General features: G+C 67.7%; 11 protein-coding genes. 8 read left to right on the plus strand and 3 right to left on the minus strand.

Going from position 1 to position 12,513, the window contains the following annotated elements; translation table 11 throughout:
* The first annotated feature begins 141 nt into the window (after window positions 1-141).
* On the plus strand, window positions 142-534 hold the full coding sequence (locus Q9235_RS02115; protein ID WP_306225151.1) for a hypothetical protein: 393 nt from the start codon (window positions 142-144) through the stop codon (window positions 532-534).
* A 6-nt stretch (window positions 535-540) separates the two neighbouring features.
* On the opposite strand, the gene Q9235_RS02120 is transcribed toward Q9235_RS02115, so the two are convergent.
* Both Q9235_RS02120 and mdoH read right to left on the minus strand, forming a co-directional pair.
* Complete coding sequence (locus Q9235_RS02120; protein WP_306225152.1) at window positions 541-1,299, minus strand: FkbM family methyltransferase; 759 nt, start codon at window positions 1,297-1,299, stop codon at window positions 541-543.
* The gene (gene mdoH / locus Q9235_RS02125; protein WP_306225153.1) at window positions 1,296-3,110 is read right to left on the minus strand and encodes a glucans biosynthesis glucosyltransferase MdoH; all 1,815 of its coding nucleotides are present in this window, start codon (window positions 3,108-3,110) and stop codon (window positions 1,296-1,298) included. Before mdoH ends, Q9235_RS02120 begins: the two co-directional genes overlap by 4 nt.
* A gap of 54 nt (window positions 3,111-3,164) precedes the next feature.
* Between mdoH and Q9235_RS02130 the strand changes: the two genes are divergently transcribed.
* Genes Q9235_RS02130 through Q9235_RS02145 form a run of 4 tightly spaced genes read left to right on the plus strand, consistent with a single transcriptional unit; the run spans window position 3,165 to window position 6,521 of the window.
* Window positions 3,165-4,184: a zinc-dependent alcohol dehydrogenase gene (locus tag Q9235_RS02130; protein ID WP_422678257.1), complete on the plus strand. Its 1,020-nt coding sequence runs from the start codon at window positions 3,165-3,167 to the stop codon at window positions 4,182-4,184.
* Between the two features lie 35 nt (window positions 4,185-4,219).
* Window positions 4,220-4,621 (plus strand): 6-pyruvoyl trahydropterin synthase family protein, encoded by a 402-nt coding sequence (locus Q9235_RS02135; RefSeq protein WP_306225155.1) that lies wholly within the window; start codon window positions 4,220-4,222, stop codon window positions 4,619-4,621.
* A complete protein-coding gene (locus Q9235_RS02140; RefSeq protein WP_306225156.1) occupies window positions 4,618-5,682 on the plus strand; it encodes a glycosyltransferase family 4 protein in 1,065 nt (354 codons plus the stop codon). The genes Q9235_RS02135 and Q9235_RS02140 overlap by 4 nt, the downstream gene beginning before the upstream one ends.
* On the plus strand, window positions 5,682-6,521 hold the full coding sequence (locus Q9235_RS02145; protein WP_306225157.1) for a small ribosomal subunit Rsm22 family protein: 840 nt from the start codon (window positions 5,682-5,684) through the stop codon (window positions 6,519-6,521). Before Q9235_RS02140 ends, Q9235_RS02145 begins: the two co-directional genes overlap by 1 nt.
* Window positions 6,522-6,528: 7 nt before the next feature.
* Here the strand turns inward: Q9235_RS02145 and Q9235_RS02150 are convergent, their stop codons facing one another.
* Window positions 6,529-7,092: a cytochrome b gene (locus Q9235_RS02150; RefSeq protein ID WP_306225158.1), complete on the minus strand. Its 564-nt coding sequence runs from the start codon at window positions 7,090-7,092 to the stop codon at window positions 6,529-6,531.
* Between the two features lie 256 nt (window positions 7,093-7,348).
* On the opposite strand from Q9235_RS02150, the gene ribA reads away from it, so the two are divergent.
* The 3 genes from ribA (at window position 7,349) to Q9235_RS02165 (ending at window position 12,507) form a co-directional block, all read left to right on the plus strand.
* On the plus strand, window positions 7,349-8,476 hold the full coding sequence (ribA, locus tag Q9235_RS02155; RefSeq protein ID WP_306225159.1) for a GTP cyclohydrolase II RibA: 1,128 nt from the start codon (window positions 7,349-7,351) through the stop codon (window positions 8,474-8,476).
* A gap of 31 nt (window positions 8,477-8,507) precedes the next feature.
* Entirely contained in the window at window positions 8,508-10,871 is a 2,364-nt protein-coding gene (locus Q9235_RS02160; protein ID WP_306225160.1) for a glycosyltransferase family protein, read from the plus strand.
* A 103-nt stretch (window positions 10,872-10,974) separates the two neighbouring features.
* Window positions 10,975-12,507 carry an MFS transporter gene (locus Q9235_RS02165; protein ID WP_306225161.1) on the plus strand — a complete coding sequence of 511 codons (1,533 nt, stop codon included), beginning with the start codon at window positions 10,975-10,977 and terminating at the stop codon, window positions 12,505-12,507.
* Window positions 12,508-12,513: the final 6 nt, after the last annotated feature.

Here is a 12,513-nt window from a genome sequence, read left to right on the forward strand (position 1 = left end):
GCAGCGAGATGAACCGTGGCTGACCGGCTTATGGCGAAACCGCGGCAGCCGCGACAACGAGCCCGCTTCCGGCATCAGGCCCAGCACTGCTACGAACGGGAAGCGCAGAAGTTCCCTCCTCTGCAGCCGACGGGGCGATCGATGCAGCCGCTGCTTTTTGGGGCCGGGGTGGTGATGGCGCTGACGGCGCTGGTCCACTCGGTCGTCGGCGAGTTCCTGATCTTCCGGCAATTGCGCAACGGCGGCATCGTTCCGACGCAAGGAGGCCCGCTGCTGCGGGAGCGCCATGTCAGGATCCTCTGGGCGAGCTGGCATCTCGTCAGCATCCTGGGATGCGCGGTCGCCGCGATCCTGATCGCCCTCGCGCTGGTGCCGGGTCAGCCCCTGCCGAGCACATGGCTGGTGAAGGTCGCGATCGTGGCATCGCTGGCCGGCTCGGCGCTGGTACTGTTCGCGACGCGCGGGCGCCATCCCGGCTGGTTCAGCCTACTGGTCGCAGCGATCCTCGCCTGGCTCGGCGTAAGCAGCCTCTGAGGCGCCTCAACCCGTCAGGATCGCGTAGACATCGCCCGAATTGGCCTCATGCGGCAGGCTGCGCAGATAATCGCCCATCGCCTCGGCGCTCGCCGGCTCCGCGAGTTCGAGGATCTGGCTCTCGCCGATCGCAACGTTGAAGCGATAGGGGCCGAGCGTTTCGAGCAGGGCGAGACAGGCCTCGGCAACCTCGCGCTGGATCGTCGTGAACTCGAAGGAGATCACCGGCACCGCCTTGGTCAGGCCGGCCAGCACATGCGCCTCGAAGCCCTCGACATCGATCTTGAGCAGCTTCGGCAGGCCGTAGCGCTGGATCAACCGGTCGAGCGTCGTGCAGGGCGCGGTGATCTCATGATCCCAGATTTGCCCTTCCCAGCCGCCAGCGCCTGCGGCAGCACCGATGAAGGCGGCCGAGGCTGTCGAGACCGTGGGATTCTCGCTGTTGATCCGGAGCGCGATCGAGCCCTCATGGTCGCCGCAGGCCGCCTCGACCAATGTCACCAGAGGATCGCGCCGATGGATGAGGCGGATGACGCGGGCCGGCCCCGGCTGCGGTTCCAGCGCAACGACACGCGCGCCCAGTCTACGGAAGGAGGAAATCCGGTCGCCGACATGGGCGCCGATATCGAAGGCAAGATCGCCAGGCGCGAGGAAGGTCCCGTAGAGCCGGTCCATCGCCGCATTGCGCTGCTTGTCGCCATGATAAACACGCAGCGAGCGCGACAGCGCCTTCACCGTGCCCTTGGGATAGGTCACGGCGTTCATGCCGCCTCCCCGTCACGGATTGCGGCGAGCACCGGCGGCAGGTCGAAATCCTCGGGAATGCCGCAGAGCCCGCGCCGCGCCAGCCAGGCACCGCAAGCGGGCGCCGCCGTCAGCATGGCGAAGGGGATCGCCAGCACGTAGCCCGCGGTCAACGGCAGCGACCAGAAAAGCACCGCTGGCGCCACCAGACTCAGCGTGACGAACAAATAGGCCCCGAACAGCAGATGCGGCCACAGTCCCATGAAAGCCGTCGCGAAGGACAGTGCGTGGGCATCGCGTGCCTGCCCGTTCCAGCCGATCCTGGCCCGTCCGAAGGCGAGCCCGATCATGAACAGCGTGGTGCGGAAACTCGAAACGGCACCTTGCAGGAAGGAGAACACCAGCTCGACCGCCGCCGAGACGAGGAACCGCGCCTTGCCGCCGTAACGTTCGACGCCACCGCGCGTCAGCAGGATGTCGGCGAAACCGGCAAGCTTGGGCGAGAGATACATCGCCAGAAACAGCAGATAGAGCCCACCTGCGAGCACGGCCGGATAATCGGCGATCGCCCGATCCTCGACGACCTTCAGCGGCAGGAGCGCGATCATCAGTGTCCAGGCCGGCAGGCCGAGGAACATCAGGATCGCCCAGACAAGCTGGAAACGGCTCATCGGCTTGAGGCCGGGAATGTCGATCAGCTTGAGATATTGCAGGTTGCCGAGGCACCAGCGCAGGTCGCGCTTGGCGAATTCCAGCATGGTCGGCGGGTTCTCCTCCCAGCTCCCGCCTTCGACCGGCAGCACGCGCACCTCGTAGCCGGCGCGGCGCATCAAGGTCGCCTCAACCTGGTCATGGCTCATCACGGCTCCGCCCAGAGGCGGCCCGCCCGGCAGCACCGGCAGATGACAGTGCTCGCGGAACGGCGCGATCCGCACGAGCGCGTTATGTCCCCAGAACGGCCCGCAATCGCCGCCCCACCAGGCCGAGCCCATGGTGTAGGGCCGCATGCCGTGGCGCATGCCGAACTGGAAGATGCGGGCGAAGGCCGAACGGCTGGGCATGCCGACCACCAGACTTTGCAGGATTCCGAGCTTCGGATGCGCCTGCATCATTCGGGCCATCCCGAGGATCGTCTCGCCCGCCATGACGCTGTCGGCATCGAGAGGCAGCATCAGTTCGTAGCGCTCGCCCCAGCGCTCGCAGAAATCGCGGAGATTGCCGGCCTTGAACCCGGCATTGTCGCTGCGGCGGCGATAGGTCAATCGCGCCGGATCGCCGAGTTCACGCGTCCAGGCCGCGGCCAGCTTCTCCTCGGCTTCGGCAACCGCCGGATCGCTGGTATCCGACAGCACGAAATAGTCGAACCAGGCGCCCTCGCCGGTCGCATCGAGGCTGTCCTTGACGACCTTGAGCCGCCGGAAGGCGCGGGCCGGATCCTCGTTGCGCAAGGTCATCAGGACGGCGGTGCGGAGGGTCAACGGTGTCGCCTCCTCGCTGGCCACGGCAAAGGGCGCGACCCCGGCAAGCCCATCAGCCTTGCCATGCAGGAGCCAGAGCCCGATCGCGGCATTCCAGAAACCGAGCACGGTCCAGGGCGCCCCGAACAGGAAGGCGATGAAGATCGCGATATCCACGACGCTCCAGCCGCCTGCCCCCAGCACGCGGGCGAGTCCGGCGAGCAGCAGGGCGAGCGTGCCGAGATTCAGAGCGAGGACGAGGAACCGCCGGCGCCGCAGCACCGTTTCCGCCTGCAGCCCGGCCGGGGTCAGACCGTTCGGCCCGGCCTCTTGCGTCGCCCGCCGGAACGTGGTCGGAGCGGGACGCTGGTTCATGGCGGTCTCTGTCATGGTAGGCAGACAGGCTCGGACGGACGGGATCGGACGCGAATGGCGCGGGAGCTAAAGCCTGCAACATCGACTGACGCAAGGACAAAGGCTCTTGCGCTTTGGTATACAGCGCCCCGTGAATGCAACCTGAATGAGGTCGCCTTGCCGGCTCTTGGGCCGGAGGACTATCTGCTGACGACGCTCTGGAGCGGCGTCAGCCGCGGCACCGAGCGACTGGTCTGCGAGGGCCGGGTGCCCGTTTCCGAGCACCAGCGCATGCGCGCGCCCTTTCAGGAAGGCAGCTTCCCGTTTCCCGTCAAATACGGCTATTGCACCGTCGGCCGCGTCGAGGCCGGTCCGCAGGACAGGATCGGCCGCATCGCCTTCTGTCTCCACCCGCATCAGGACCGTTTCGTCGCGCCAAGCGGAAGTCTCGTACTGGTGCCGGATGCGGTTCCGCCTCGGCGCGCGATCCTCGCCGCCAACATGGAGACGGCTCTGAACGCCCATTGGGATGCCGGCTCCGGCCCCGCTGACAGGATCGTGATCGTCGGCGGCGGCGTTATCGGGCTGCTCGTCGCCTGGCTTGCGGCTCGCTTGCCGGGAGCAGAGGTCACCCTCGTCGATGTCGAGCCAAGCCGGGCCAAGCTCGCCGCCGAGCTGGGCTTCGGCTTTGCTTTGCCCGATGCAGCGCCCAACGACGCCGACATCGTCTTCCACACCAGCGCTACCGCAGCCGGCCTCGCCACCGCCATCGCGGCAGCCGGCACCGAGGCGCGCATCGTCGAGCTGAGCTGGTACGGCGAAGGCGCCGTTCCCGCCGCGCTCGGTGGCGCCTTCCATGCCCGCCGGCTGCAGCTCGTCTCGTCGCAGGTCGGCCTGGTCTCGGCCTCACGCCGCGCGCGCTGGAATTTTGCCCGCCGGGCCGAAGCCGCCATGGCCCTGCTCGCCGACGACCGGCTCGATGCGCTGATCACTGACGAGATCGCCTTTCGCGACCTGCCGCAGCGCCTGCCCGGCCTGCTCGCGCCGGGCGCCGCTGGCCTGACCGCCGCGATTTGCTATGAAACGCGGCCCTGACCGGGCCGAGCCTGAAACCCATCCCGGGAGATCGCATGTTTTCCGTCGAAGTCCGCGACCGCATCATGATCGGCCATTCCCTGCCCGATCCCTTTTTCGGTCCGGCGCAGAACATGCACGGCGCCACCTTCGTGGTCGATGTCGCCTTCTTTCGGGAGGCGCTGAACCGGCAGAACGTCGTGGTCGACATTGGCGCGGCACTCGACACCCTCGCCGAGACGCTGAAGCCCCTGAAGTATCAGAACCTCGACGCCCTCACGCAATTCGCGGGTGTGCTGACCACCACCGAATTCCTCTGCAAGCACATTTTCGACGCCATGGCGGCAGCGGCGAAATCCGGCGCGCTCGGCGCCGATGGCGCAGGGCTGAGCAAGATCCGCGTCACCCTGCACGAGACCGACCTCGCCCGCGCGAGCTACGAGGGCGCGCTGGCGTGAGCGACATCGTCTTCGCCATCCCCGGCGATATCGATGCGCCGACCGGCGGCTATGGCTACGACCGGCGCCTCCTGCGCGAATGGCGGGAAGCCGGCATCGAAGCCCGTCATCTCGCCCTGCCCGGCTCCTTCCCCTTTCCGACGGTCAAGGATCTCGCGGCGGCAGAACAGCTCCTCGTCACGACCGCGCCCGACGACATCCTGCTCGTCGATGGCCTGGCCTTCGGCGCCTTCCCGGAGGCGCTCGCGGCACGCTTTGCGGATCGACTGGTCGCGCTGGTCCACCATCCACTGGCACTGGAGACGGGGCACAGCCCGAAGGCCGCCGAGACGTTGCGGCTGAGCGAAACGCTTGCTCTGCGCCATGCCCGCGCCATCGTCGTCACCAGCCCGGCGACGAAGCTGACGCTGGAAGCGGAATTCCAAGTCCCCGCCGACAAGATCGCCGTCGCGATCCCCGGCACCGACCCGGCGCCGCGTGCTCAGGGCTCCGGACGCAGCGAGGCGCTGTACATGCTCGCCGTCGGCTCGCTCATTCCCCGCAAGGGCTACGGCATCCTCGTCGAAGCGCTGGCGGAAATCGCGGATCGTCCGTGGACGCTGACCATCGCCGGCTCTCCCGATCATGCTCCGGCGACGGCAGCGGAATTGCGCGATGGCATCGCCCGCGCCGGACTTGCCGATCGCATCGCGCTGACGGGCGGCGTAGGAGCGGAGCAACTCGCTCTACTCTATGACGAAGCCGATCTGTTCGTGATGTCGTCGCTCTATGAAGGCTACGGCATGGTGCTGACCGAAGCGCTGGCGCGCGGTCTGCCGATCGTCACGACGCTGAGTGGTGCCGGCGCCGACGCCCTGCCCGATGCCGCCGCCCTCAAGGTACCGCCCCGCGACACAGCGGCACTTGCCAAGGCGCTCGCGAGACTGATTGATGCGCCGGCAGAGCGTCGGCAGCGCGCCGATGCCGCATGGGCCGCAGCCGGCGATCTGCCGCGCTGGAGCGAGACCGCGCGCATCGTCGCGGAGACGTGCCTGCGCGACGGCGGCCGAAAGGTGGGGTAATGGCTGGTTTCTCTCCGGAATGGCTCGCCTTGCGCGAGCCGGCCGATCATGCGGCACGCAATCCGCAGGTTCTCGCCGCCGTCGGCGGCTACTTTGCCGACAAGGCCTCGCTCTCGGTGCTCGATCTCGGCTGCGGCGCCGGCTCCAATCTGCGCGGAACCTATGCCGCCCTGCCCGATCGCCAGCACTGGACACTCGTCGATCACGATGCCGAGCTTCTCGCCTTCGCCCGCGAGCGCCTGATGGAATGGGCCGACGAGGCGCGCGAGCAGGGCGAGGAACTCGTGCTCGCCAAGGACGGCAAGACGATTACGGTCGACACCCGCAAGGTCGACCTCAACAAGGACCTCGAATGGGTGCTGGGCTGGCAGCCGGATCTCGTCACTGCTGCCGCGCTGTTCGACTTGGCCTCGAAGCGCTGGATCGAGCGCTTCGTCGCGGCTCTGGCCGCCCAGCACCTGCCGCTCTATGCCGTATTGACCCATGACGGCCGCGAGACCTGGCTGCCCGAGCACCCGGCCGATACCGGCATCCATGCCGCCTTCACCGACCATCAGCATCGCGACAAGGGTTTTGGCCCGGCCGCCGGTCCGGGGGCCAGCGAGATCATGGCGGAAGCCTTCCGCAAGTCGGGCTTCGCGATTTCGAGCGGCGACAGCAATTGGCTGCTGGACGCGAAACGCCGGCCTCTGCAGCAAGCGCTGGCGGAAGGCGTCGCCTCGGCCGTCGGCGAGACCGAGCGCCTCGACCCCAAGACCATCGCGGATTGGCTCGCAACGCGCCGTGAAGCGCAATCAGCCATGATCGGCCACCAGGACCTCTGGGCCCGTCCGATCTAGAAAGACTCTACCTCACCCACGGCAACATGCGCCGCATCACGCCGTCCTTGAGGATCAGGTAGTGGTGCAGCGCCGCGCCGATATGCATCAGCGCGAGCGCACCGGTCGCGAGCGCAAGCTTGCCATGGATGGAAAGCACGCGTTTGGCCGCCTCCTCGTTGGGCTTGGCCAATGCCGGCAGGTCGAACAGGTCGAAGATCGTCAGCGCCGGAAACAGCGACACCCCGATCCAGCCGAGCAGCGGCACGACGATGAGCAAGCCGTAAAGCAACCAGTGCATCAGATGTGACGCGACCCTCTGCCACCAGGCCAGGCTCGGCTCGTCCGGTGGCGCTCCGTGCAGCAAACGATAGGCCAGCCGGCCCGCCATCAACCACAGCAGCAGGAAGCCGACGAGCTTGTGCGCGCTGTAGAGCCCGTTGGTCAGCCCGTCCCAGATATTCAGGACATTGCCGCGATAGCTCATGGTGAGCCCGACCGGGATCATCACGAGGACCGCGGCGACTGTGATCCAGTGCAGCGCCCGGGCGGCCGGGCTGTAGACGCGGGTTGCCGGCATTTCGTCTTGCATCGGAAAGCCTCCTGACCTGCTGCCGGAACGATATTCATCTCACGTTCAAGCGCATGCGCCCATAGGACTGCGACATGCTCCGGAAGTTCCCGTTTTCGCTTGCTGACGCGCGCCATCTGACGGGGTTTTGATCATGGAACCGGCGCCCCGCCCGCCACGTTGCTGGCAGAGCGCACTGCAAGGTCCTATATCGATACCCGATGGTGCCCTGGACGCTCCCTCGGCCGCTTCCCGGCCCAATCTGACGGACTTTTCGATGCCTGAGTCGCGTACGCTCTTCGGCCCATCCCTCCAGACGGATCTCGTGAAGGTCGAGCGGGCGATCGCCGAGTTTCGCGCCGGCCGCCCCGTCCTGCTCCGCGACGGCGGGCGGTTGGCGCTGGCCCTTTCCGCCGAGCTCGCCGACGCCGAACTCGTCCGCCGGTTCGATCGTCTGGCGCAGGGCCGCGGCCATCTCGTGCTGAGCGCCGCACGCTTGCGCCGTCTCGGCGCCAAGGGGCGCCTGGAGACCGGCATATTCGCGCTCCCGACCATTGATAGCGGCCGCATCGAGACGCTCGCGCTCAAGATTGACGGCCGCATGGATGCGCCCGTCGCCCCGGCTTCAGCTCTCGACGAGGCCGCGCTTGAACTCGCCCGCCTCTCGCTCGTGCTGCCGGCCGTGATCCTTGTGCCGGTCAGTGCCGAGGTGGTGGCCGGCGAGCCGCTCGTCGAGGTCGAAATCGCTGCCGTCGACAGCTACCGCGCCGAGCAGGCGGCGACGCTCAAGATCGTCGGCCGCGCCCCGGTGCCGCTCGAAGGCGCGCCGGACACCGAGTTCGTCGTCTTCCGCGGCGGCGAGGGCCTGCGCGATCAGGTCGCGATCATCGTCGGCAAGCCCGATCTCGCCGCTGCCATGCCGGTTCGCCTGCATTCGGCCTGCCTGACCGGCGATCTCTTCGGCTCGCTGAAATGCGATTGCGGCGACCAGCTCCGCGAGACGGTGCAGTGGATGTCCGAGAACGAGGGCGGCATCCTGCTCTATCTGGACCAGGAAGGCCGTGGCAACGGCATCTCCAACAAGATGCGCGCCTACAAGCTGCAGAGCCAGGGCTGGGACACCTATGACGCCGACGAGGTCCTCGGCTTCGATCTCGACCAGCGCCATTTCGATTTCGCCGCGACGATGCTGAAGCAGCTCGGCGTCTCGCGGGTGGTGGCGCTGACCAACAATCCGCAGAAGATCGGCGCGATCGAGGCCGCCGGGCTGGAAGTGGCCGCAACCCAGCGCGTGCTCGGCCGTCCGAACGCCCATAACGTCCGCTATCTCGCCTCGAAGCGCGACCGTGCCGGCCATTTTATCGACATGGACGCGCTGATGGCGCGCGCCGCCCCGACGGATTGACCCCGGTCCCGTTTGCGATCAGGCCAGGCTGATGCCCGAGCCCGACAACACCCCGCCCGACAATCCCGGACGCTGGCCGCTCGCCAGCGTCTGCGCGATCGTGTTTATCGCCTGGCTTGCCCTGTCCTGGCCCTGGCTCTCGGGCACCGTCACGATTCCCTGGGACGCCAAGGCGCATTTCCACCCGCAGCTCCAGTTCCTCGCCGATGCCTGGCACAAGGGCCTCTCGCCCTTCTGGACGCCCTATGTCTTCTCCGGCTCGCCGCAGGTCGCCGATCCGCAATCCCTGATCTTCTCGCCCTCCTTCGCGCTGATCGCCGCGCTGAATCCGGCTCCCGATTTCCGCTGGAGCGATGGCGCCCTGCTCGGCACGCTGCTTCTTGGAGCGCTGTCGATCGTCCTGATCTTCCGCGACCGCGGCTGGCATCCGGCCGGCGCCGTCGTCGCGGCTCTCTCCTTCGCCTTCGGCGCGGCGGCCGCCTGGCGCATCCAGCATGTCGGGCAGGTGCTGAGCCTCGGCTATTTCGCGATCACGCTCTTCCTTTTATCGCGTGCGCTGGAGCGCAGCTCTATCGCCTATGGCTTCGCAGCAGGCATCGTCTCCGGCTTCATGGTGCTGGGACGCGATCAGATCGCGCTGCTCGGCGTCTATGTCCTCGCCGGGCTGACCATCGCCGCCATCCTGATGGCGAAGAGCCCATGGCGGGCCTTCCGCGCCAGCCTGCCGCCGCTCGTCGCCGGCACGCTCGGCGCCATCCTGGTCGCAACGGTCCCGATCCTGCTGACCGCCTTCATCGCGCAGGAATCGAACCGACCCGTCATCGATTTCGTCGAGGCCGGCAAGGGCTCGCTCCACCCGGCCGCGCTCCTGACCGGGCTATTCGCCAATCTCTATGGCGCCGCCGGACCGCTCGCCGATTTCTGGGGCGCGCCAAGCCCGGCCTGGGAAGCGCGCTTCGGCCCGCTCAGCCTCTTCCTCGCCCGCAACATGAGCCAGCTCTATCTCGGCCTGCTGCCGATGGGGCTGATCCTGACGGTCGGCCTCGTCCGCGGCGCGCTCTGGCGGCGCGAGATCGTCCCGCTGACCGTTGCGGCCATCATCGTCCTGCTCTTCGCGCTCGGCCGCTACACGCCGGCCTTCCGGGTGCTGTTCGAATTGCCCGGCATCAGCTTCTATCGCCGCCCGGCCGATGCGCTGTTCATCCTCGGTGCCCTACTTGCCCTGCTCGGCGGCTACCTGACCCATCTCGTCATGACCGGCAGCGCCCCGAAGGCACGCCCCTGGCACATCGCCCTCGAAGCCCTGATTTTCACGGGGGCGCTCGCTCTCGCGTTGTGGCTGGCCTGGACGGTTGGGCGCATCCCGGTCGCGACCATGCCGCTCGTCTTCGCCGCGTTATGCGCCATGCTCTCGCTCGGCGGCCTTGTCGCGGCGCATGGGCTCGCCAAACGGAACTCGGTCCTCGCCGCGACCATGGTGCTGGCGGCGACGCTGACCATCGACCTCGCGGTCAACAATGGCCCGAGCGAATCCACGGCCCTGCCCGCGCAGACCTATGACGTGCTGCGCAAAGACAGCAACAACGAGACCATCGCCCTGCTGAAGCGCGAGACGGCCCGCACCATGGCGCCTGATCGCCGCGACCGCATCGAGCTTGCGGCCATCGACTTCCACTGGCCCAATGCCAGCCTCGTCCACGGTCTCGACAACACGCTGGGCTACAATCCGCTGCGGCTCGGCCTCTACACCAAGGCGACCGGGGCCGGAGACCATGTCGCGCTGCCCGACCAGCGCACGTTCTCGCCGCTGATGCCGGGCTATCGCTCCCTGCTCGCCGACATGCTCGGCCTGCGCTTCATCGCGACCGGAGTTCCCGTCGAGCAGATCGACAAGCGCCTGAAGCCCGGCGACCTCAGGCAGATCGCCCGGACCAAGGACGCTTTCGTCTACGAGAACCCCCGCGCCCTGCCGCGCGTGCTGCTGGTGACAGAGGCCCGAAAGGCCGATTTCGACGCCATCCTGAAATCCGGCGAATGGCCGCAAGGCTTCGACCCGCGCCGCACCGTCCTGCTCGACCGCGACCCCCCTCCACTCCCCACCGGCCCGCTCGGACCCGATAGTGTCGCGATCCGCGACTACGGCACGACGACGGTCACCCTCTCGGCCGAGACGGCGCGCGGCGGCTATCTCGTGCTCAACGATGTCTGGCACCATTGGTGGCAGGTCGAGATCGACGGCCAGCCGGCCGAATTGCTCCGTGCCAACGTGTTGTTCCGGGCTGTCGTCGTGCCGCCCGGCAAGTCGACGGTGCGCTTCGTCTTCCGCCCGCTGCAAGGGCTCTGGCAGGATATCGCCGCGTATCTGCACAAGCCTCCGGCAACGCAGCCGGGTTAGCCCGCCGGCCGCGGCGGGAAGGCGAAAATCGCCTCTCCTGCCAATTTCCGCCGCGCTATCGTGGCAAACAGCCCGGCCTGATAACCAGACTTGCGAGATGACGATGACGGCGGCACCCGCTTCGACCGGCGGAGGGACGAAGGCGACCCGGCGCGAATGGCTCGGCCTGATTGCGATCGCGCTGCCCTGCATGATCTATTCGATGGATCTGACGGTGCTGAACCTCGCCGTGCCGACGCTGACGCGCGAGTTGAAGCCGAGCGCCAGCCAGCTCCTCTGGATCATCGACATCTACGGCTTCATGGTCGCCGGCTTCCTGATGACCATGGGCACGCTGGGAGACCGCATCGGCCGCCGCCGCCTGCTGATGATCGGCGCCGCCTTCTTCGGCGTCGCCTCGACGGTCGCTGCCTTCTCGAACAGCGCGGAGATGCTGATCGCGATGCGCGCCGTGCTCGGCATCGCCGGCGCGACGCTGGCGCCCTCTACGCTCTCGCTGATCACCGTGATGTTCACCGACGAGAAGGAGCGCACCTTCGCGATCTCGATGTGGATCGCCAGCTTCTCGGCCGGCGCGATCATCGGCCCGGTCGTCGGCGGTTTCCTGATCGAGTATTTCTGGTGGGGCTCGGTCTTCCTGATCGCCGTGCCGCCAATGCTGCTGCTCCTCGCGATCGGCCCGATCCTGCTGCCGGAGTACCGCGCGCCGAATGCCGGGCGCATCGACGTGCTCAGCGCACTGCTCTCGCTCGCCGCCGTGCTCAGCCTGATCTATGGCGTCAAGCACTGGGCAGCCGAGGGCTTCGACTGGCTGGCCGCCGCGGCGATCCTCGTCGGCTTCGCCTTCGTCCTGATCTTCATCCGCCGTCAGAAGCGGCTCGCCGACCCGGTGGTCGACCTCGCCATGTTCCGGATTCCGGCCTTCCGGGCGGCGCTGGCGATCAACCTTGCCGGCATCCTCTTCATGTTCGGCAGCTTCATCTTCATGGCGCAGTATTTCCAGCTCGTCGCCGGTTTGACGCCACTGCAGGCCGGGCTCTGGTCGCTTCCCTCGGCGATCGCCTTCACGCTCGCCTCCTTCGTGACGCCGGCGCTGGTCGGGCGCTACAAGCCGGCGACCCTGATGGCCGGCGGGATGGCGCTTTCGGCGCTCGGCTTCGTCTGGCTCGTCTTCGCGCCGAGCCTGATCCAGATCGTCGCGGCCTCGGTCGTGTTCTCGATCGGCTTCACGCCGGTGATCACGCTGACGACCGGCATCGTCGTCGGCTCGGCTCCACCCGAGCGCACCGGCGCGGCCTCCGCCATGTCGGAAACCTCGGCCGAACTCGGCGGCGCGCTCGGCATTGCCGTGCTCGGCAGCCTGGGCGCCGCCCTCTATCGCAGCCGCATGGCGGATGTCGCCGTATCCGGCGTCAGTGCGGATGCGCTCGCCCCGGCACGCTCGACTCTCGGTGGCGCGCTGGCGCTGGCCGCGGGGCTCTCGCCCGATCATGCCGGGCCGATGCTGGCTCGCGCCAGCGAGGCCTTCATGGTCGGCTTCCGCGCGGTGGCGATCCTGTCGATCGTCGGCATGCTGTTCTGCATCGTCATCACGCTGACGACCCTGCGCGACGCCCGCACGGGCGACGCGCACTGAACGCAG

It is taken from the genome of Bosea beijingensis (assembly GCF_030758975.1).
Lineage (GTDB): Bacteria > Pseudomonadota > Alphaproteobacteria > Rhizobiales > Beijerinckiaceae > Allobosea > Allobosea beijingensis.